This is a genomic window from Giesbergeria anulus (assembly GCF_900111115.1).
In the GTDB taxonomy this organism is placed as follows: domain Bacteria; phylum Pseudomonadota; class Gammaproteobacteria; order Burkholderiales; family Burkholderiaceae_C; genus Simplicispira; species Simplicispira anulus.
The window spans coordinates 172,811-194,354 of record NZ_FOGD01000004.1; the positions used below are offsets into that span (position 1 = coordinate 172,811).

Sequence of the window (21,544 nt, forward strand, 5' to 3'; positions counted from 1 at the left end):
GCCTTCGATAAAGATATAGATTCTGCCTATGACTTGCACGCCCTTGCTCCCCCCCCGTCTACTCTGGTTGGCTGTGCTGCCTTGGGCACTGGCAGGCTGTGCTACCACGCCCAGTTCAGAGCTTAATAACACCTACGCCACCAACCCGGCCCACCCTGCCCAGACTCGGCCACAAATGCAAGCCCCTGAGCTGCTAGCCGTGACGGCCTCGATGGAGCTGATCCGTTTTCAGGCCAAGCAGCCCCGGCAGATTTTGCAGCGCCAGCGCATCCGTGGTCTGCCCGCAGACCAGCAGTTGGTAGGCATTGATTTTCGGGTAGCACGTGGCGTACTGTATGCGCTGTCGCGGCAAGGACAGCTCTACACCCTAGATGTGCAAAATGCCACACTGCACCCGGTAGGCTCTGCGGCCATGTCTTTGCCAGTAGGCAGTTTTGGCCTAGACTTTAATCCTACGGTCGATCGCCTGCGTGTGGTGGGCCCCAGTGGCCTGAATCTGCGTTTGCACCCCGACACGGGCCAAGTGGTGGATGGAGACCCAGCACAGCCCGGCGTGCAAACCGATGGCAAGCTCCATTACGCGCCCGGCGATGCCTATGCCGGACGCCAACCCGACCTTGCCGCTGCCGCCTACACCTACAACCAGCACAATGACAAGCTAACCACCAACTACGCCATCGACAAAACCCTAGGCACCTTGGTGGTGCAAGGCTCGCTCGAAGGCACACAGCCAGTCATCTCGCCCAACACTGGACAACTGCACACCATTGGCCCCTTGGGGCTGGGGGCACTGGCCGATGCCAGCTTCGATATTTCTGATGTGTCCAACCAAGCGCTGGCTGCGGTGCGGGGCATCTCCACTTCTGCCGTCACCAGCCTGTACCAGATTGATTTGGCCACAGGCCGCGCTGCAGCCCTGGGTATTGTGGGAGAGGGAGAGGCGCTGCTGGGCATCGCCATTGCGCCATGAAGCTACGACACCACACCACGGCCATGCTGTGCGCCAGCTGGGGTTTGCTGATGGGCGCGCACGCTGGCAGCGTGCAGGTAGCTGTGCAATCGCCCACCGGCCAGCCACTGGGGCAAGCCGTGGTCTTTTTGGAGTCAGCCCAAGCACGGCGGCAGGTTAAACCCCTGCCCGCCCTAGAAATGGCCCAAGATAACAAACGCTTTATCCCGCAAGTGCTGGTGGTTCCAGTGGGTAGCGAGGTGGCTTTTCCGAATCGAGACACCGTGCGCCACCATGTGTACTCTTTCTCGGCGGCCAAAAAGTTTGAGCTGAAGCTCTACAGCGGCACCCCCACCGCGCCCGTGCGCTTTGAGCAGCCCGGCGTGGTGGCCCTAGGTTGCAATATCCACGATCAGATGGTGGGCTGGATTGTCGTGCTCGATACCCCCTACTATGCGCAAACGGCTGCCGACACGGGCCGAGTACAAATCGACCAAGTGCCCGCTGGCAACTACCGGCTGAGGGTATGGCATCCGCACCTGCCGGTGCATACACCCGTGCCAGACCTGCCCATTACCGTCGGAACCACGGATACCGTCGCGACCACTGTGCAACTCAAGGAGCTGGCACCTTGAACTGGCGTCTGGCTACCCTGTCCCGCAGCTTGATTGCACGGCTGGTTGGGATTTCACTGCTGCTGTTGTTGCTGGTACAAATGGCTGGTTTTGCCTTGGTGCGCAACAGCATCGACCGCAATGCCCGTAGCCAAATTGCCCACACCCTCGATACCGATGAGAACGTCTGGCGTCGCCTGCTAGAGCAAAACGCCGAACGGCTGCGCCAAGGCGCGACCTTACTGACCGCCGACTATGGCTTTCGCACCGCCGTGGGCTCTGGCGATCAGCACACCATACAGTCTGCCCTAGAAAACCACGGCCAGCGCATGGGCGCTGCGGTGGTGGCGCTACTCGATACCCAGTTACAGGTGCGCAGCGTCAGCAGCGACAAAGGACTGGGCACCTTTGACCAAGCACTGGCCCAAGTGTTGCCCACCCTGTCTGCCAGTGAGCAAAGCAGCCAGATCAGCACCGTTCATGGTCTGCCATACCAGTTTGTGCTGGTACCCATGCGTGCGCCGGTGCTGGTGGGTTGGGTGCTGATGGGCTTTCCCATCAACCAGCCCTTGGCCGATGAGATGCAGCAACTGCTGGCTGTGCAAGTGGCCCTGCGTGTGCATGGCACCGATGGTCAATGGGGGGTACCCGTCAGTACCCTGAGCGCTCCAGCCCTTGCAGCACTGCGCAAGCATAGCAGCGAGGCAGTGACCGAGCTAACCCACGGTCACGATACCCTGCTGGTGCGCTCGATGGCCTTGGGCCAAGAAGGCCCTGAGCAGGCCCAAGCCCTGCTGCTGCGTTCGGTGGATGCCGTGGTGGCACCATATCGGCAATTGCAATGGTTACTGGCTGCCATCACCCTGACCGGCCTAGTGCTGTTTGCGTTGGGGCACGGCTTGATGGCCCGCTGGGTGACTACGCCGCTGCGCTCGTTGGTGCTGGGCACCCAGCGCATTTCACGCGGCGAGTACGACATGCCCGTGGAGCACACCGAGCGCCGTGATGAGATTGGCCTGTTGGCGCGCTCCTTTGACCGTATGCGCATTGACATTGCCGAGCAGCAGGCAGAAATCCGCCATCTGGCCTATTGGGATCGCTTGACTGGCCTACCCAACCGCGAGCGCTTTCGCAACACCGTGCTGGCGGCCATTTCTGCCCATGCCGACTATAGCCCCGAAGTCACGAGCTTAGCTGTCATCACGCTCGATTTGGATCGCTTTAAGCATGTGAATGATGTGCTGGGCCATGCCTTTGGTGACAAGCTGCTGCAAGCGGTGGCCAAGCGGCTGCGCGAGCAGATCATGGCGCATGGCGATATGGTGGCGCGCATGGGCGGCAATGAATTTGCCCTACTGCTGCGGCGCACTGATTCCCATGCCGCGATGGTGGTGGCGTGCAACATTACCCAATCTTTTGAGCGCCCCTTGGCTTTTGGCGACCAGATGGTAGATTTGAGTGCTGGCATTGGCATTGCCTGCTGGCCGCAAGATGCCAGTGATGTGGATACGCTGCTCAACCGCTCTGAGATTGCCATGTACGCGGCCAAGCGCAAACTCAACGGGCCGCAGCTTTATGACCCGATCATGGACTCGTCTAGCGCACAAACGCTGTCGCTGCTTACTGAGCTGCGCCGCGCCATTGAGCGCAACGAACTGCGCCTGTACTTGCAGCCCAAGGTGCCGCTACAAGGCAAACCTGGCTTGGCCGTGGAGGCATTGGTGCGTTGGCAGCACCCGCAGCGTGGTTTGGTGCCACCGATGGACTTCATCCCGTTTGCTGAGCAAACCGGCTTTGTGCGCCAACTCACGCTGTGGATGTTTGAGGAATCGGCGCGCCTGCTGGCCGACCCACGCACCCAAGGCATGGGCCTGCGCATTTCGGTCAATCTGTCTACGCGCGACCTGCTCGACCCCGAATTGTGCGAACGCCTGCAAGCCATGCTGGTGCGCCACGGAGTACTGCCACAAGGCTTTTGCCTCGAAATCACTGAAAGCGCGATCATGGACGACCCGCAGCGCGCCGAGGCCATGCTTAACCGCCTATCGCAGCACGGCTTTAAGCTCTCAATTGACGATTTTGGCACCGGCTACTCCTCGCTGGGCTACCTCAAGCGGCTGCCGGTGGATGAGCTGAAGATCGATAAATCTTTTGTCATGGGCATGGAGCACGACCACGATGACGAGATGATCGTGCGCTCGACTATTGATCTGGCCCACAATCTGGGGCTGACCGTGGTGGCCGAGGGGGTAGAAAATGCCGCCATTTTGGAGCGCTTGCGCGCCCTGTCTTGCGATGAAGCTCAGGGCTACCATGTCAGCCGCCCGGTGCCGGTCGATGCCTTTTTGTCATGGCATGCCCAACGCGCTTGGGCGCAAGAGACAGGCCGCTGATACCCACCCACCACCCTATGCCCCAGCGCCCTGCCCTCGTACCGCAGGGTGCACCACTGCTTTAGCGATTTTTTCATGTCTTCTGATAATGCCCCCCGCCCCCCGGCTTCGCCCCCCGCTACCAGCACAGGCCGCCCAGTGCTGCGCCGCCCAAGCATCGTAGCCGCTGCCCCCCCTTTGCGCCCAGCGCGGCCCGCCCCAGCACCTGCGCGCCCGGCGGCTCCTGCCCCATCCCCTGAAGGCATCCGGCTGAACAAGCGCTTGGCCGAGTTGGGCCTATGCTCGCGCCGTGAGGCTGACGATTGGATTGCCCAAGGCTGGGTGCTGGTCAATGGTCAAGTAGCGGTGATGGGCACCAAAGTCACGCCGCAAGACCGCGTCGAGGTAGAGCGCGCCGCGCAACGCCAGCAAGACAGCCGCGTCACTATCTTGCTCAACAAGCCCATTGGCTATGTCTCAGGCCAAGCCGAAGACGGCCACCAACCCGCCGTGGCCCTGATCAACCCGCGCACCCATTGGCGTCAAGATGGCAGCGGCTTGCGCTTTACTCCGCCCCACCTGCGCGGCTTGGCCCCAGCCGGGCGGCTCGATATTGACTCGGTGGGGTTGCTGGTTCTGACGCAAGATGGCCGCGTGGCCCGGCAGATCATTGGCGAAGACTCGGTGATGGAAAAAGAATACTTGGTGCGCGTGGTCTATCAGGGGCCGGGGCCGCTGCGCCCTTTGGCCCCCGACGAGCGCGCTGCCCCGCTGCTCGAAATCCACGAAAACGATCCGGTCAGTAGCAATGTGCAAGCGGTGTTTCCACGGGCGCAACTGGAGCGCCTGCGCCACGGCTTGAGCCTAGACGGCCAGCCACTGCAACCGGCCAAGGTGGAATGGCAAAACCCAGAACAACTGCGCTTTGTGCTGACCGAAGGCAAAAAGCGCCAAATCCGGCGCATGTGTGAACTGGTGGGCCTGAAGGTGGTGGGCCTGAAACGCATCCGCATTGGCCGCGTTGTGTTGGGCCAGTTGCCAGTAGGCCAATGGCGCTATCTGGGGCCACAAGAGCAGTTTTGAACTGTTATCGCCCTAACGCCCCATAGCCGCGCTACAGTGGCAAATCTTATTTTCTTGCGCCCGCTTATTTGTTTCTCAGGAGAAATTTCATGACTTCCCCCAAATACCGACTGGTCACCCGCAGCGATTTTGACGGCTTGGTCTGTGCCGTGCTGCTCAATGAGCTGGAAATGATTGACGACATCGTGTTTGTCCACCCCAAGGACATGCAAGACGGCAAGATTGAGATCACCAGCCGCGACATCACCACCAACTTGCCCTATGTGGCGGGCGCGCATTTGGTGTTTGACCACCACGAGTCTGAGACCGTGCGCAACACCGGCGAGCGCGCTAATCACATCATCGAGGCCCATGCCCCCTCCGCCGCACGGGTGGTGTACAACCACTTTGGCGGCAAGGCGGGCTTTCCGCGCGTGACTGACGAGATGATGCTGGCCGTCGATCAGGCCGACTCGGCGCAATACTCGCGTGAAGATGTGCTCAATCCGCAAAAGTGGACGCTGCTCAACTACCTGATGGACTCGCGCACTGGGCTGGGGCGCTTTCGGGAGTTCCGCGTTAGCAACTACCAGCTGATGATGGACTTGATTAAATACTGCCGCAACCACAGCATTGAACAAATTTTGGCCCTGCCCGATGTGCAAGAGCGGGTAGAGCTGTATTTTGACCACGCCGAAAAAGCCAAAGAGCAAATTTTGCGCTGTGCTACCCAGCACGGCAATTTGGTGGTGCTCGATTTGCGCGGCGAAGAGACCATCTGGGCCGTGAACCGCTTCATGATTTATGCGCTGTTCCCCACCGCCAACATCTCCATCCATGTGATGTGGGGTTTGCAAAAGCAAAACACGGTGTTGGCCACGGGCAAGTCCATCCTCGATCGTAGCAGCAAAACCCATGTGGGCAACCTGATGCTCGAATACAACGGCGGCGGCCACAATGCGGCTGGTACTTGCCAAATCAGCAACGACCAAGCCGATGCGGTGCTGCAAACGCTGATTCAACGCATTAACGCTGACGGCTAAAGACGTTGGTGGTGGCCCGATGAATATCGGGCCTCTACTGTGCAAATCCCATAGGTCGGGTTAGCCCAGCAGGTGTAACCCGACGATTAAAAAAGCGCGGGCTGATGGTGTTGGGTTGCGCTAACCTGAGCTGGAGCTGTCGTTTAATCTTAGTTAGATTTTGGGAGTTTTCGTGGAGAAGTCTTGGAAAGAAGCGATTAAGCGAATTTTGAAGGAGTCTGGTTCACCTTTGCACTACACAGAAATATCGGAGCAGATTCTTTCTCGTGGCTACTACGAAACTGACGGAGCAACGCCAGCTGCAACAGTAAATGCTCAGATTGCATCATCCATCAAACATGATGGAAACAAGTCTCCGTTCATACGTGTCGCCAAAGGTATATTCGCATTAAAAGATTCTTTTTCTATATCGCCTACTCTAATCCCAACCTCGGATAAGCAGTTGGAAGCAATCATCGACCCTGAAATTGAGGCATCAGATTCTATTATCCGTTCCTTCGGAATGTATTGGCAAAGAGATCTTGTTGTATGGCGCAACGACCCCAAGCTCTACGGAAAGCAGCAGGCAGCATCAAAGTCAATTGACTTTGGGAAACAAAAAGGCATCTATATTCTTTATGATCATCACACGGTGGTCTATGTTGGCCGCTCTGTTGATCGCCCGATTGGAAAGCGTCTTTTTGAACACACCGCTGATCGTCTCGGTAGTCGATGGAACCGATTCTCTTGGTTTGGTTTACTTGAAGCAACGGATAACGGAGAACTACAAGAAACCCCGTTCAATAATTCACTTTCAACTATTATTGCCACACTAGAAGCTCTGCTTATTGAAGCACTTGAGCCGCCGCAGAATAGAAAACGTGGCGATGATTTCTCAGCTATTGAATACATTCAATCCATTGATCCAGAGTTACGGGAGCGAGAAATTCAAAACACGCTCCGATCTATCGAGCAAAAAAATGCGAGGCGGTTCGTGAAAAAATCTAACAAGATGCTCAAGCGGACAGATTTCAGTTGCCGCCTACCTTAGTTTGTAAAACCTTCAGAGTAAATAATGGTTACTTGCTATCTACGTTACATCATTGATCCGTTTAAACTCAAAGAATTTGAGAGTTACGGAAAAGTATGGATTCCTCTGGTTGAGAAGTTTGGTGGCAAACACCACGGCTACTTTTTGCCATCAGAGGGGGCAAACAATGTTGCCTTGGCAATGTTCACGTTTCCCAGCTTGGCACTGTACGAGGAGTACAGAACCAAATCGCTCCAAGACCCAGAGTGTTTAGCTGCGTTCAAATATGCCGAGGAAACACGCTGCATCATCAGCTATGAACGCAGTTTTTTTAGGCCTGTATTCGAATGAAAAGGGTTCAACTGGGGCTTGAAACGCTAGCAGCCTGAAAAAATCAGGCGGGCTGGGTCAAAATTTAAGCCTTCAAAAACTCGGCTTTGCCGCCCAACCAACGCGCAATGTGGCGTTGCGCCAGTTCGGGGTGCTGTGCCAGCATCTGTGGTGCCAGCGCCTTGGCCCAATCTAGCAGCAGGCCATCGGTGTTCAAGTCGGCAAAGCGCAGCATGGCGTCGCCCGATTGGCGCGCACCCAGAAACTCGCCGGGGCCACGGATTTCTAGGTCACGGCGGGCAATCTCAAAACCATCGTTGGTCTCAACCATCGCCTGCAAACGCTCGCGGGCTACTTCGCCCACACGGCCATTGTCACCGGTGGAGTAGAGCAACACACACGCGGATGCCACCGCCCCCCGGCCCACGCGGCCACGCAACTGGTGCAACTGGCTCAGGCCAAAGCGCTCGGCGTGCTCAATCACCATCAGGCTGGCATTGGGCACATCCACGCCCACTTCGATCACCGTGGTGCTCACCAGCACGCCCAACTGACCGGCGCTAAACGCCGCCATCACCGCTTTTTTCTCGGCGCTGGGCATCCGCGAATGCAGCAACCCGATGGCGACCCCCGGCAAGGCCGCCGATAAATCGGCGTGGGTGGCCGTGGCGTTGGACAGGTCAAGCGCTTCGCTTTCTTCAATCAGCGGGCAGACCCAGTAGGCTTGGCGGCCAGCGGCCATTTGTGCCCCCAAGCGGGCGATGAGCTCATCGCGGCGGCTGTCGCTGATGGTTTTGGTAACGATGGGGGTGCGCCCCGGTGGCAGCTCGTCAATCACCGAGACATCCAAATCGGCGTAGTAGCTCATGGCCAAGGTGCGCGGGATGGGTGTGGCTGTCATCATCAGCAAGTGCGGCTCCATGCCGTGGGCCGCCAGCTTTTGCCGCAGCGCCAAGCGTTGGGCCACGCCAAAGCGGTGCTGCTCGTCAATCAAGGCCAGCGCCAGATTTTTGAAATGCACCTGCTGCTGAATGACGGCATGGGTGCCGACCACCAGTGCTGCCTCGCCGCTCTCAATGCGCGCCAGCATGGCGGCGCGCTCTTTTTTCTTTTGCCCACCCACCAGCCATGCTACCGATTGGCCCCGTGCCGCCAGCAGCGGCTCCAGCCAACTAATCAGTTTGGCAAAGTGCTGCTCGGCCAAAATCTCGGTAGGGGCCATCAGTGCGCATTGCCAGCCTGCCTCTATTGCCAAGGTAGCCGCCAAAGCAGCCACTACTGTTTTGCCTGAACCGACATCGCCTTGCAACAGCCGGTGCATGGGCACGGGGCGGGCCAGATCGTGGGCAATTTCTGTACCCACACGGCGTTGGGCGGTGGTCAGGGCAAAGGGCAACACAGCCAGCAGTTGCTCAGGCAAGGGCAAGCCTGCAGGCCCAGCCACGCGGGCCTGCAACACCGGGGCGCGCAACTGTGCCCGCTCCTGCCGCGACTGCGCTTGCGAGAGTTGTTGCGCTAGCAGCTCTTCGGCTTTCAGGCGTTGCCATGCCGGATGGCTTTGGTCTTCTAGCGTCGCCAGCGCCACATCAGGCGGGGGGTGGTGCAAAAACATCAGCGCTTGGCGCAAAGTCCACAGCTGCCCACTGCCCAACGGGTCATGCCGTTGTAAGGGCGGCGGTGGTGCCCCTGGCGGCAGGGTTTCGGACAAATCCACACGCCCCAGCGCAGTCACAATCGCCCGGCGCAGATACGGCTGTGGCAGCCCAGCAGTGGCTGGATAAATCGGTGTCAGGGCCGCAGGCAGTTCGCCCTCAGCCAAACGAAAGGCCGGATGCAACATCTGCCGCCCCCAAAATCCCCCCTTGACTTCGCCCCGGATGCGCAGGCGCGCCCCCACCGCCATTGTTTTTTGCTGCGATGGATAAAAGCTAAAAAAGCGCAATTCACAAGTGCCGGTGCCATCATCGACTAGTATGCGCAATTGGCGGCGCGGGTGCAGCACGATCTCCGAAGCGGTCACGGTGGCCTCAATTTGCACCATTTGGCCGTCGCGTGCGTTGCGCAGGGGGATGATGCGCGTCTCGTCTTCGTAGCGCAGCGGCAAATGCAGCGCAAGGTCAATGGCGCGCACCAGCCCCAGTTTGCGCAGGGCTTTTTGTGGGCCGCTCAGGGCCGCAGGTACAGAGGAGGAGGGTGCAGGCATGGGTAGATTTTGACCGATGACAAGGTTGCAGTGCGTCGGTCAGCGCTGACACACCATTGACACATAGCGGCCCCTAAAATCGTACAGGCCCAGCCTGCACTATCAAGCGTCTATTCCTTGGCAAGCATGCACAGGTATGCTGCACTCACCAAAGTCAATAGATTGATTTTTAAGAAACTTGCTCTTCTCTAGATCAAAGTTTTTGCAATCATCTCATTAGCAGTTTATAGAATAACATCCTTCATCATAAACTGCCATGCATCTTCAAAAGGTTCGAGACATCTTAGGTCGACAAAAAATGATTGAAGACATGATCCGCGTCCAAACGATGCCTCGGCAAGAGATTGTAGAAACCTTAGTGCAGCGCCAACATCTGGCAGAACTCAAAAGTTTGCTCGAACCCTTGCCAGCAGAAGAAATTGCTACGATTTTGGAGGCCTTAGATAAAGAATCTGCCCAGATAGTTTGGTCACAAATCCCTGAAGAATTGGCTAACAATATTCTCTGGGAAGTGTCCGATAGCTGCCGTGAACAACTGGTGGGTGAGCGAGAGCCCAGTTTTGACGAAAGCCAAATTTGTGCGTTTGAGTTGGTAGATGGAAAACTGCTACAAATTGCTGTTTCAAGCAGAAAAGACCTTGAGGGCAAGAAGCCGATCTGGATTGATCTGATTAACGTCACCAAAGCAGAGCGCAATTTTGTGGGACAACATTTTGGGCTTAGTCTGCCAGACCCTGGTGATGTAACAGACCTTGAGGTTAGTTCACGCTTTCACGTGGAGTTTTCCGGTGATATTCACCTACATTCTAATTTTTTGTTAGATCGCGCTGGAAGCTCACGCAGTATTCCTGTTGCTTTCGTTTTGCATAATGGGGTTTTATTTACACTCAGAAATGAAGAACTGCCCGTTTTTCGCTTGCAACGACTGCGCGCCCATGCCCAGCCGGGATATGTTTCAGATGCCTTTGATATCATAATAGATTTATATGGCGCTGATGTTGAATATTCTGCAGATTCTCTTGAAGATATTTATGCAACCTTGGGTAAAGTTGGGCATCAGGTTTTGAGTGAAGCTATCACTGATAAGGAGGCTGCTGCTATCTTAGGTGAAATTGCAGAACAAGAAGACCTGAACGGAAGAATTCGTGGCAACATTCTTGATACACAGCGCGCTATCAACTTCTTGATGCGTAGTCGTGTGCTTTCTAATGAGCAGTTTGAAGAATCAAAACAGATTCTGCGCAACATTGAATCCTTGAATAGCCACACTTCTTTTCTTTTTGATAAGATAAACTTTCTGATGGATGCTACGATTGGTTTTATTAATATCAATCAGAACAGAAGAATTAATAAATTGACAGTATTAAGCGTAGTATTTATGCCTATCAATATTTTGGCAGGCATGGGGGGTATGTCAGAATTTTCTATGATGACTCAAGGTATTCCTTGGCCCATCGCCTACAGCACTTTTTTGGCAGTTTCTTGTTTGATGGGTGGCATAACCTTCTTGGGACTGAAGTATTTCGAAAACAAAGAAAAACAAAGCGCAAAATTAGTCCCCATCCGAAACCGATAATAAAATAAGTAACAAGGTGCGAATACTAAAAAATTATTTTTTAGCTTGGGCCAGCACAGCATGGCTGGCTGACTGCCACAATGACCTCAATGAATGATAAACACCTTCTTAATCATCTGTTCTGTATAGGGCTCATCCCGACTCTTGCGGATTCCGACATAGATAATCGCTCCTTTTTCTTTAACGAACGGCGAATAGTTCACTTGTCGGGTGATGGACTTCGTCTCGATACCCACCATGCGTCGAAACGATGGTACAGGCATACCATCACTTTCAGCCGTTATTAAAAATGGTCTCCAAAGTTCAGTATCGTTGCGCTGATTTCCTGATCCGTCGTAGTGATAGAACTGCTCTCCAACTTGCACCACCACATCCATCTCGTCAAGGACTGTCGGATCCTCGCCTTCGTCCAAGGTCGCCGTCACGTATAGAGTTTTGTCCGGTGTAGCCAAGCACGATCCCAGAGGAGCACTTCTTAAAAATGGATTTCTGCTATCGCAGGAGATGATCTTTTTTGAAACGTCTTCTGCGGAAATAGTAACAGCATACGCATGGCTGCTGGCTAATCCGATTCCTAACGCCATTGTTGCCCCAACGATTGCGGCGGCAAAACGATTATTTGAGCTCATCGATATCTCCTTTTCATTGAAAAATCAAGTGGATGGGCTGCAAAATTATTCATTCCAGTGACAAAGCCACTCATCCACCCCCCATGTGCTGGTAGCAAAATCAATAATAACAGCAAAAATTAGCTGTGAATTAATTTAATAATCGATGAGTTACGTAACTCATGTAACGATATGCTTCTAACAATGAAGCTAATCGTCACTATTCTTTGCTTACCATATGGAGATAAAATTACCGCCAAATGATGGAGAACAGCTCAGTTGCATAGGCGTCGGCGAACTACCCGTTTACCTTGATAGTTGACACTGATGACAAAAATACCGTTTGCAACCTCGCACCGCATGTTGGCATCAATGTGATTAGCCCGCCAACTGCGCCTGCAAACTGACATAGTCAGTTTTTCCCGACCCCAAGACCGGAATGCGCTCCACCACCCGGATATGGCGCGCCACCGCCAACTCTGGGGCACCCAAGGCTTGGGCAGCGGCCACCAGTTGCGCCCGTTGCAGGGCAGCATCGGTGGTGAGCAACAGCAGGCTTTCGCCCTTGGCGGGATCGGCTTGGGCCAGCACGGCATGGCTGTGCAGTGGCGAGGCTTTCACGGCCACCTGTTCGGCCACATCCAAAGACACCATCTCGCCCGCCACCTTGGCAAAGCGTTTGATGCGGCCTTCGATGCGGACAAAGCCATCACTATCCATCGAGACAATATCGCCCGTCTCATACCAGCCGAGGCGGCCCAAGGCTTGGGGCACTTCGAGCACGCCGGGGTTTTCGTAGCGCAGATAACCTTTCATGATGTTCGGGCCTTGCACATAGAGTGCACCACCTTGGGCAATGCCCGGCACCGGCTCTAGGTGGTATTGGATGCCCGGCAGCAGCTTGCCCACGGTGCCACTGCGCGCCGCCATTGGGGTGTTGACGGCCAGCACCGGCGCACATTCGGTGGCACCATAACCGACCAAAATACGCACGCCAAATTTATCAAACCAGAGTTCGCGCACCGCGTCCGAGAGTTTTTCAGCGCCAGCCACCACATAGCGCAGGCGGGCAAAGTCAAACGGATGCGCCAGCTTGCCATAGGCTCCCAAAAAAGTGCTGGTGCCAAACAGCACCGTGGCATCGCGGTCATAAACCAACTCTGGGATGATGCGGTAATGCAGCGGGCTGGGGTAGAGAAACAGCTTGCAACCAGCCAGCACCGGCAGCAGGGCACCAGCGGTCAGGCCAAAGGAGTGGAACAGCGGCAGCGCCAGAAAGAACTTGTCGGTGGGTTTGAAATCGGCACTGGCGCGCACTTGGGCGATATTAGCCAGCAACGAGTTGTGGCTGTGGACTACGCCCTTGGGTTTGCCCTCCGAGCCGGAGGTAAACAAAATTACCGCAGGGGCTTCTGGGTTGCCGGGGGCAATCAGGCGGCGCGGTGCCAACATTCGGGCGGCAATCCAGAGCTTGTCTGACAAACCCATGCGGCCCTTCAAATCTTCGACATACAAAATTTGGTAGTGCGGCTCCAGCCCGGCAATCAGCTTATCCAGCCCCCCTTTGGCAATAAACAGGCGGCTGCTGACAATGGTTTTGACTTGGGCGGCATGGCAGGCGGCCTGCACTCCGCCCACTCCGGCGCTGTAGTTGAGCAGCGCGGGCACGCGGTCAAAGGCGGTCAGGCCCAAAATGGCGGCCAGTGTGCCAGTGCTGTTGGGCAACAACACGCCCACGGCCTCGCCGGGGCGGGTATGCCCCAGCAGCAGGCGTGCCGCCCCCAGCGCCATCTTCAGCAGGGTGTTGTAAGACTCCTCTTGCAGGCGTATGTCTTCTACCAACAGGTAGGCCCCGCCAAAGCGGGCGCGGGCATCCAACAGGGCAGAAAACAGCGTGGTGCGTGCGCGGGTTTCTACCGTCATGTTTTGCATGACGCGGTGCAGGTCTTCACCGGCTTTGCGCCGGGCCTCGCGGGCCGGGCCTTCAGCGCGGACAACGGTTTGCGGCGGATGGATGGTCAGGGTGATTTTGGGAAACCAGCGCGTCGGGAATAAGCCCTTCACATAGCTAAACGGGCTGTACAACGCCCCTTCGATACTCACCGGCACCACACTGGCTTGGCTGCGGGCGGCCACAAAGCCGGTACCGGGGTAAGTCTTCATTAAAGAGCCTGTCACGGAGATGCGGCCCTCCGGGAAAATCACCACCGGCTCGCCCTCGTTCACCCTTGCCACCACGGTTTTCATGGCCAGCGGGTTGGCGGGGTCTACCGTCAGGTAGCGCGACAGGCGCAGCACCATGCGAAAGAACGGTTTATTGGCAATGCCGGTATTGACGACAAAAGTGGCATCGACTGGCAGAAACAGCCCCAGCAGCACGCCATCGAGCAGCGATTGGTGGTTGGCGACGATCAAGGTCTTTTCTTGGCGTAAATGCCCCAAATGGCCCTTGACCTCTACCCGGTAAAGAATTCGAAAAACACCCCGCAAGGCGGTGCGCAGCAGTGGTTTGAGCATGTAAAAACTCCGTTGTCTGGGTGTAGATGGTAGGCGAGCCGGGCCGGGCAGCCTGCGACAATGGTGCGTATGAATCCATCCGCCTTCGCCCCCCTCGTCAACGACACCTTTTTGCGCGCCTGCCGCCGTCAGGCCACCGATTACACCCCGCTGTGGCTAATGCGCCAAGCGGGCCGCTACCTGCCCGAATACAAGGCCACCCGCGCCAAGGCGGGCAGCTTTATGGGGCTGGCTACGAATGTAGATTACGCCACCGAAGTGACCTTGCAGCCACTGGATCGTTTTCCGCTGGATGCGGCCATTTTGTTTTCTGACATCCTGACCGTGCCCGATGCGATGGGCTTGGGCCTGAGCTTTGCAGAGGGCGAAGGCCCGCGCTTTGCCAAAACCGTACGCACCGAGGCCGATGTGGCGCAACTCGCTGTGCCAGACATGGACAAACTGCGCTATGTGTTTGATGCCGTGACCAGCATTCGCACGGCGCTCAATGGCCGGGTGCCGCTGATTGGCTTTTCTGGCAGCCCTTGGACGCTGGCTTGCTACATGGTCGAGGGCAAAGGCTCGGACGACTACCGTCTGGTCAAAACGCTGATGTATTCGCGCCCCGACCTGATGCACCGCATTTTGGCCGTGAATGCCGACGCCGTGGCCCAGTACCTCAATGCCCAAATTGATGCCGGTGCCCAAGCCGTGATGATTTTTGACAGTTGGGGCGGCGTGCTGGCCGATGGTGCTTTCCAAGAGTTCAGCTTGGCCTACACAGCCCGCGTGCTGGCGCAACTCAAGCGCACCGGCGTCGATGGCACCGATGTGCCGCGCATCGTGTTTACCAAAGGCGGCGGCATTTGGCTGCCTGAAATGAAACCGCTGGACTGCGAAGTGCTGGGGCTAGACTGGACGGCCAACCTCGGCCAAGCCCGCGCCATCGTGGGTGGCGAGGTAGGCGGCCCCGGCAAAGCCTTGCAGGGCAATATCGACCCTAATGTGCTATTTGCTCCTCCCGCACAAATCGATGCCCAAGTGGCCAAAGTGTTGCACAGCTTTGGCAAGCCCCATACCGACCACAGCACTACCGGCCCGACGCATATCTTCAACTTGGGCCACGGCATTAGCCAGTTCACACCGCCAGAGCATGTAGCGGCGCTGGTCGAATCGGTGCATCGCCAATCGCGCGCCATGCGCCAAGGCTGATTTTTACCCTGCATGAGCACGGCTGAACCGGGGCACACCATCGCTGTGGCGGTGCAAACGCCTGCCCACAGCGGCATGGGCGATCTGCTCACCTACCGCAGTGCGCAGCCGCTGGCACCGGGAACACTGGTGCGCGTGCCCTTGGGCAGGCGCGAGGTGCTGGGCGTGGTTTGGGAGGCGCTGGCCGCCCCACCTGAAGGGGTTGACCTGCGTGCGGTGGCAGCGGTGCTCGATGGCATTGCGCCGCTGGATGCCCATTGGCGGCGTTTGGTCAATTTTGCTGCCCGCTACTACCAGCGCAGTCTAGGGGAGATTGCGCTGATGGCCTTGCCGCCGCAATTGCGCGATTTGCAGCCCGAACAACTGGCCCGACGTTTGCGCCGCCCAGCACCAACCGCCCAAACTGATGCCGCTGCGGTGCCGCTGGTGGCTTTGAGCGCCGAGCAAGAAAACGCGAGAGCGCAAATTGCCGCACAGCCGGGGCCATTTCTGCTGTTTGGCAGCACAGGCAGCGGCAAAACCGAGGTCTATCTGCGCTGCGTGCAAGCCATGCTGGCCGCCGATCCCAGCGCCCAAGCACTGGTGATGGTGCCTGAGATCAACCTGACACCGCAACTAGAGGAGCGCTTCATCGCCCGTTTTGGCGCTACCAGCGTGGTAGCACTGCACAGCGGCATGACCAACCCACAGCGCCTCAAAAGTTGGCTGGCTGCGCACAACGGCAGCGCCCGTATCGTGCTGGGCACACGCATGGCCGTGTTTGCTTCCATACCGCAGTTGCGCCTGATTGTGGTCGACGAAGAACACGATGCCAGCTACAAGCAACAAGAGGGGGCGCGCTACTCTGCGCGCGACTTGGCGATCTGGCGTGGGCGTGAGCAGGGGGCCAAGGTGATTTTGGGCAGCGCCACACCATCGCTAGAGAGCTGGTATGCCAGCCGCCCGGCTAGCGCAGACGACCCCGGCGGGCGCTACCTGCGCCTGCACATGCCCAGCCGCATTGGCGAGGGTGCTTTGCCGCGCCTGCGCGTGGTCAATATGAACCACCAGCCACGGCGCACGGTGTTTTCTGCGCCCTTGCTGGCGGCGTTGCAAGAGCGGGTCGAGCGCGGCGAGCAGTGCATGATCTTGCTCAACCGCCGGGGCTATGCCCCCGTGCTGCACTGCGCCGACTGCGACTGGAAAAGCGATTGCCCCCATTGCAGCGCACACCAAGTCTTTCACAAGGCCGACCGTACCCTGCGCTGCCACCACTGTGGCTTTACGGTGCGTGTGCCACGGGCTTGCCCCGGCTGCGGCAGCCCCGACATCACCCCGATAGGCAAGGGCACCGAACAACTCGAAGAACAATTGGCTACCCTGCTGGCCGACGTGCGCCGCCCCGATGGCAGCCCGGTGCGGGTAGCGCGCATCGATGCCGACACCACGCGGGCCAAAGGCGCACTGGAGGCCCAACTGGCCCAAGTGCATTCTGGCGAAACGGATGTGCTGGTGGGCACACAGATGATTGCCAAGGGCCATGATTTCAGGCGCATTACCTTGGTGGCAGCCGTGCAGCCCGACGGGGCCTTTTTCTCCAGTGATTTTCGTGCCCCTGAGCGTTTATTTTCTCTGCTGATGCAGGCCGGTGGCCGTGCTGGGCGCGATGCCCAATACATCGCAAGCCAAGGCAGCCGTGGTGAGCTGTGGTTACAAACTTTCCATCCAGAGCATGGCATGGTGGCAGCACTGCGCCAGCACGATTACATCGCTTTTGCCGAACAACAATTGCAAGAGCGCCGCGACGCCGCCATGCCACCCTTTGCCTTTCAGGCACTGGTGCGCGCCGATGCCCGTACGCAAGAAGTAGCGCAAGGCTTTTTATTGGCGGCCAGCGATGCTGCTTATACCCAAGGCTTGCCCGGTTTAGGTGACCATGTGACACTCTATCCCCCGGTGCCCTTGGTTATCCAGCGCGTGGCCAATGTAGAGCGGGTGCAAATGCTGCTAGAAAGCGACAACCGTCCGGCCTTGCAACATTTTTTGGCGGCATGGCAACCCTTGTTGCTGGCTCTGCGCAACCAACCAGAACATAAAGGCTTGGTGCGCTGGCTGGTAGATGTTGATCCGCTGGCTATTTGAGCATGCCAGAAGCTGCTTCCCCTGCGCTCGGTACTGCTAAATTGGGGGTATCTCTATTTTTGCTCTTGATATCGGACAGGCAAGAGCTCGTGAGCTATGGATTCAATAGCAATGGTAGGATTTTGCCCCTCTACCTGTCTGATCACTTATGGCGCTTTGCGCCCACACGGAGCCCCTATGAGCTACAGGACTGTTTACATCGATGGCCAGGCCGTTGCATCCAGCGTTTATGCTGCTAATTTGTTGGCACACCCCATGGTTCGCTGGGCACAGACCCTCAACACTATCGACGCAACAGCCCCAACGGTACTCTCTTTCAGTCCTGCAGACAGCGCCAGTGGTGTAGGTATTGCCTCCAATATTGTGCTGACCTTCAGTGAGCCAGTGCAACGTGGCAGTGGCCAAATTTACATTCGTACCGAATCAGCGACGGGGGCCATTTTGGCATCATTCAATGCAGCCTCCAGTGGCGATTTGAGTATTTCCGACCATATATTGACCATCAATCCTAGCCTCGCACTGGCTACAGGCACCCGCTACTTCGTTACCTTCGATGCGGGCAGCATCCAAGACATGGCTGGCAACCCTTATGCTGGCACCAGCACTTATGACTTCACTACGGCAGGCGTGCAAGACACCACGGCACCCACCGTGTTGTCCTTTAGTCCCCTGAACGCCTCTACCGGCGTGCCGCCAGACAGCCCGATTGTTTTAACCTTCAGCGAGCTGGTGCAACGCGGCAGCGGAAACATCACGCTGTACATAGCTTTGCCACAGGGCGGCGGTGCCGAGGTGGAGTCTTTCGACGTCAATACCAGCCCCGGCCTCACGTTTGTAGGCAACACCCTGACGATTACGCCCAGCGCTAACTTCCTCACACGCAACTACTATTACCTTACCTTTGATGCGGGCAGCATTGAAGACGTAGCAGGCAATGCTTATGCTGGCAGCTCAAGCTATAGGTTTTACACCACCACGCAGTCCGACTTTGTTGCCCCCAACATTGCCATCTTCAGCCCCCCCGATGGAGCCACTGGCGTGTCGCTGGGCACCAATATCCGGCTGACTTTTGATGAGCCGATCCAAAAAGGCATGGGCGTCATCCAGATCCGTGTCGGCTCCGCCACTGGCACGGTGCTAGAAACCTTTGATGTGGTCACCAGCGGTTCAGTCAGTATCTCAGGCAAAGTGCTCACCCTCAATCCCAGCACCGCATTGGCGGCAGGAACCCGCTATTTCGTCACTGTAGCGCGCGGCTCAATCAAGGATGCCGATGGCAATGCCTATGCAGGCAACAACACCTACGACTTCACTACCGCAGGCGTGTTCGATAACGTGGCACCTACCGTCACCACCTTCAGCCCGGCAGATGGAGCCAGCGGGGTGGCCGCGAGCAGCCCCATCACACTCACTTTCAGTGAGTCCGTGCAGCGTGGCAGCGGACTGTTGCAGATTCGGCTCGATTCGGCCACTGGCACTGTAGTAGAAAGCATGGAAGCTGCGGACAGCAACAGACTATCGTTTGCAGGCAATACCCTGACCATCACCCCCAGTGCAACCTTGACTTCAGGCGGCAAGTATTTTGTCACTGTGGCCAGTGGTGCCATCAAAGACATGGCAGGCAATGTTTACGCTGGCACCACAACCTACGATTTCATGGTTGCCGACACCACCGCCCCCGCCGTTACCACATTCACCCCCGCAGATGGAGCCAATGGTGTGGTGGTGTCTGCCAACATAGTCCTGACCTTCAATGAGCTAATACAAAAGGGCACAGGCAATATTGAAATTCGCCTCGACTCAGCAACCGGCACCGTGGTAGAAACGCTGGACGTAGCCACCAGCCGTGGCGTCAATCTGGTGGGCAACGGCCTGACCATCAACCCCAGTGCCGATCTACTGGCGGGCCGCCACTATTTCGTCACCTTGGCCAGTGGTACCGTCAAAGACATGATGGGCAACGCCTACATCGGCACCACCGCATATGATTTCACGACGGCAGACACCACGGCCCCTATCGTCACCACGTTTAGCCCTGCTGATGGAGCCAGCGTCGTGGCTCCGGGCAGCGCCATCGTACTCACCTTCAATGAACCCGTGCAAAAGGGCACGGGGACAATCCAGATCCGCACCGGGTCTGCTACAGGGCCACTAGTCGAGAGTCTGGATGCGGCCACCAGCAGCAATCTGGCGTTTGTGGGCAATAACATGACCATCACCCCAGTGACGGCTTTGCTCGACAGTACGCGCTACTTTGTCACGATCCCTAGTGGGGCCGTCAAAGATACCGTGGGCAACGCCTATGTGGGCACCAACACCTACGACTTTGCCACGGCTGACACCACCGCACCCACCGTGACAGCTTTCAGCCCCACCGATGGGGCTACCGGCGTCACCGGAACAGCCAATCTCGTCCTCACGTTCAGCGAACCCGTCGGAAAAGGCATAGGCAACATCCAGATTCGCAGCAGTTCTGCCACGGGCACGGTGGTAGAGACCCTTGATGTGGCAACCAGCAGCAAACTGACCTTCAACGGCAACCAGCTCACCATCGACCCCACCGTTACCCTCGACAACAATGCCCGCTACTTTGTCACCATACCCAGCGGGGCCGTTAGGGACATCGCAGGCAACGCCTACAGGGGCACCAGCAGTTACAACTTTGGCACGGTAGACACCATCGCCCCCACGGTGGTCAGGTTCAGTCCCACCGACGCAGCCACTGGCGTGGCACTCAACAGCAATATCGTGTTCTCTTTTTCCGAACCGATTGAGCGCGGTGTGGGCAGTCTGGTGCTCAAGACGGCAGCCGGTACGGTGGTCGAAACCTTTGATGCTGCCACCAGCGCCAGCTTGAGCATTGCAGGCAATATCCTGACCATCAATCCCACCGTCGATCTACAGCCCAACACCCAGTATGTTCTTACGGCGGCCAGTGGCACCGTCAAGGACAGCGCGGGCAATGCCTACACAGGCATCAGTGGCCACAATTTCACTACAGTAGACACCGCAGCCCCCATCGTTACTGCCTTTTCCCCCCTGGATGGAGCCACCGGGGTAGCGCTGGGTAGCACCATAGTGCTCACCTTCAACGAGGCGGTGCAACGCGGCAGCGGCAACATCGAAATTCGGGCTGGCTCGCATACAGGAACTTTGGTGGAGAGTTTTAACGTAGCCACCAGCACCAACCTGCGCTTGTCTGGTAACACCCTCACCCTTAACCCCAGTGCCGATCTGGAGGCCGATACCAGCTACTTCGTTGTCCTGCCCGCCCAAACCGTCAAGGATTTGGCAGGCAATCCTTATGCAGGTACCAGCCGTTACGACTTCACCACAGCGCGCAGCCATCCGGCCTTGCACAACACCCCGTCTAACGACCAGTTCACCGGCACTGTGGGTATAGACACAGTGGAGTATGCCGGTCTCTCCAGCCGGTATCAGTTGCAACACAACGCCACCACCAATGGCTGGGTAGTCACTGGTGAGGGCAATGACCGCCTGCAAAGCATTGAGCGTTTGCAGTTTGCCGACAAAAAAATTGCGTTGGATCTGGCACCGTCTGACCATGCAGGACAGGCCCTGCTGTTCTGGGGGGTGCTCAATTACAACTCTATCAACAGCCCCTTACAGTTTGGCAGTGTTTTGCAACAATTTGATGCCGGGCAAACCATGCAAGAAGCCTTCGAGCTTGCCATCAACAAGGGGACGGTCGAATTATTGGCAGGTTCCAATAGCAATGAAGCACTCGCCCGGCTGGCCTTTCGCAATGTAACGGGTGGCAGAGAGCCTGGTTCAGCCATGGTCGATGTCTTGGTCAGTTTTATGGATGGCCGTGCGGCCCATTACAGCCAAGCCCAATTTCTGGCCGTTGTGGCTCAACTCGATAGCAATTTGCTCCATGTGGGACTGACTGGGCTACAACAAACTGGTGTTGAATACCTCTAAAGGC

The 21,544-nt window shown here is 57.1% G+C and carries 14 protein-coding genes; 11 read left to right on the forward strand and 3 right to left on the reverse strand.

The window, feature by feature from the left end; translation table 11 throughout:
• Positions 1 to 28 precede the first annotated feature (28 nt).
• The 7 genes from BMX55_RS08990 (at position 29) to BMX55_RS09020 (ending at position 7,400) form a co-directional block, all read left to right on the forward strand.
• Positions 29 to 970, forward strand: a complete 942-nt coding sequence (locus BMX55_RS08990) for a DUF4394 domain-containing protein (protein WP_091456219.1) — start codon at positions 29 to 31, stop codon at positions 968 to 970.
• Positions 967 to 1,584 (forward strand): methylamine utilization protein, encoded by a 618-nt coding sequence (locus BMX55_RS08995; RefSeq protein ID WP_143059609.1) that lies wholly within the window; start codon positions 967 to 969, stop codon positions 1,582 to 1,584. Before BMX55_RS08990 ends, BMX55_RS08995 begins: the two co-directional genes overlap by 4 nt.
• A complete protein-coding gene (locus BMX55_RS09000) occupies positions 1,581 to 3,956 on the forward strand; it encodes a putative bifunctional diguanylate cyclase/phosphodiesterase (RefSeq protein ID WP_425432061.1) in 2,376 nt (791 codons plus the stop codon). Before BMX55_RS08995 ends, BMX55_RS09000 begins: the two co-directional genes overlap by 4 nt.
• Before the next feature lie 75 nt (positions 3,957 to 4,031).
• Positions 4,032 to 5,018, forward strand: a complete 987-nt coding sequence (locus BMX55_RS09005) for a pseudouridine synthase (RefSeq protein WP_091456226.1) — start codon at positions 4,032 to 4,034, stop codon at positions 5,016 to 5,018.
• 89 nt (positions 5,019 to 5,107) lie between these two features.
• Positions 5,108 to 6,040, forward strand: a complete 933-nt coding sequence (locus BMX55_RS09010) for an exopolyphosphatase (protein ID WP_091456229.1) — start codon at positions 5,108 to 5,110, stop codon at positions 6,038 to 6,040.
• 172 nt (positions 6,041 to 6,212) lie between these two features.
• Positions 6,213 to 7,070, forward strand: a complete 858-nt coding sequence (locus tag BMX55_RS09015; protein ID WP_091456233.1) for an HTH domain-containing protein — start codon at positions 6,213 to 6,215, stop codon at positions 7,068 to 7,070.
• Between the two features lie 24 nt (positions 7,071 to 7,094).
• Entirely contained in the window at positions 7,095 to 7,400 is a 306-nt protein-coding gene (locus tag BMX55_RS09020) for an NIPSNAP family protein (RefSeq protein ID WP_091456236.1), read from the forward strand.
• 64 nt (positions 7,401 to 7,464) lie between these two features.
• On the opposite strand, the gene recG is transcribed toward BMX55_RS09020, so the two are convergent.
• Positions 7,465 to 9,582 (reverse strand): ATP-dependent DNA helicase RecG, encoded by a 2,118-nt coding sequence (gene recG / locus BMX55_RS09025; RefSeq protein ID WP_091456238.1) that lies wholly within the window; start codon positions 9,580 to 9,582, stop codon positions 7,465 to 7,467.
• A gap of 310 nt (positions 9,583 to 9,892) precedes the next feature.
• Between recG and BMX55_RS09030 the strand changes: the two genes are divergently transcribed.
• Positions 9,893 to 11,158, forward strand: a complete 1,266-nt coding sequence (locus tag BMX55_RS09030; protein ID WP_218144474.1) for a magnesium and cobalt transport protein CorA — start codon at positions 9,893 to 9,895, stop codon at positions 11,156 to 11,158.
• Between the two features lie 86 nt (positions 11,159 to 11,244).
• Here the strand turns inward: BMX55_RS09030 and BMX55_RS09035 are convergent, their stop codons facing one another.
• Entirely contained in the window at positions 11,245 to 11,787 is a 543-nt protein-coding gene (locus BMX55_RS09035; RefSeq protein WP_143059610.1) for a hypothetical protein, read from the reverse strand.
• A 357-nt stretch (positions 11,788 to 12,144) separates the two neighbouring features.
• Positions 12,145 to 14,283 (reverse strand): bifunctional acyl-ACP--phospholipid O-acyltransferase/long-chain-fatty-acid--ACP ligase, encoded by a 2,139-nt coding sequence (aas, locus tag BMX55_RS09045; protein ID WP_091456251.1) that lies wholly within the window; start codon positions 14,281 to 14,283, stop codon positions 12,145 to 12,147.
• Between the two features lie 69 nt (positions 14,284 to 14,352).
• Here aas and hemE point away from each other — a divergent pair, with 69 nt between their 5' ends.
• The 3 genes from hemE to BMX55_RS09060 all read left to right on the forward strand — a co-directional run bounded on the left by hemE (position 14,353) and on the right by BMX55_RS09060 (position 21,540).
• Positions 14,353 to 15,474, forward strand: coding sequence for a uroporphyrinogen decarboxylase (gene hemE / locus BMX55_RS09050; RefSeq protein WP_091456314.1), 1,122 nt, complete (start codon positions 14,353 to 14,355; stop codon positions 15,472 to 15,474).
• Positions 15,475 to 15,486: 12 nt separating this feature from the next.
• Positions 15,487 to 17,595, forward strand: a complete 2,109-nt coding sequence (priA, locus tag BMX55_RS09055; RefSeq protein WP_091456253.1) for a replication restart helicase PriA — start codon at positions 15,487 to 15,489, stop codon at positions 17,593 to 17,595.
• A 177-nt stretch (positions 17,596 to 17,772) separates the two neighbouring features.
• A complete protein-coding gene (locus BMX55_RS09060) occupies positions 17,773 to 21,540 on the forward strand; it encodes an Ig-like domain-containing domain (protein ID WP_177172866.1) in 3,768 nt (1,255 codons plus the stop codon).
• The last annotated feature ends 4 nt before the right edge of the window (positions 21,541 to 21,544 follow it).

Excerpts from the sequence above, each read along its gene's own strand:
- BMX55_RS08990 (WP_091456219.1), top strand. The coding sequence starts at position 29 with ATGACTTGCACGCCCTTGCTCCCCCCCCGTCTACTCTGGTTGGCTGTG.
- BMX55_RS08995 (WP_143059609.1), top strand. The coding sequence starts at position 967 with ATGAAGCTACGACACCACACCACGGCCATGCTGTGCGCCAGCTGGGGT.
- BMX55_RS09005 (WP_091456226.1), top strand. The coding sequence starts at position 4,032 with ATGTCTTCTGATAATGCCCCCCGCCCCCCGGCTTCGCCCCCCGCTACC.
- BMX55_RS09010 (WP_091456229.1), top strand. The coding sequence starts at position 5,108 with ATGACTTCCCCCAAATACCGACTGGTCACCCGCAGCGATTTTGACGGC.
- BMX55_RS09020 (WP_091456236.1), top strand. The coding sequence starts at position 7,095 with ATGGTTACTTGCTATCTACGTTACATCATTGATCCGTTTAAACTCAAA.
- recG (WP_091456238.1), bottom strand. The coding sequence starts at position 9,582 with ATGCCTGCACCCTCCTCCTCTGTACCTGCGGCCCTGAGCGGCCCACAA.
- BMX55_RS09030 (WP_218144474.1), top strand. The coding sequence starts at position 9,893 with ATGATCCGCGTCCAAACGATGCCTCGGCAAGAGATTGTAGAAACCTTA.
- BMX55_RS09035 (WP_143059610.1), bottom strand. The coding sequence starts at position 11,787 with ATGAGCTCAAATAATCGTTTTGCCGCCGCAATCGTTGGGGCAACAATG.
- aas (WP_091456251.1), bottom strand. The coding sequence starts at position 14,283 with ATGCTCAAACCACTGCTGCGCACCGCCTTGCGGGGTGTTTTTCGAATT.
- hemE (WP_091456314.1), top strand. The coding sequence starts at position 14,353 with ATGAATCCATCCGCCTTCGCCCCCCTCGTCAACGACACCTTTTTGCGC.
- priA (WP_091456253.1), top strand. The coding sequence starts at position 15,487 with ATGAGCACGGCTGAACCGGGGCACACCATCGCTGTGGCGGTGCAAACG.
- BMX55_RS09060 (WP_177172866.1), top strand. The coding sequence starts at position 17,773 with ATGAGCTACAGGACTGTTTACATCGATGGCCAGGCCGTTGCATCCAGC.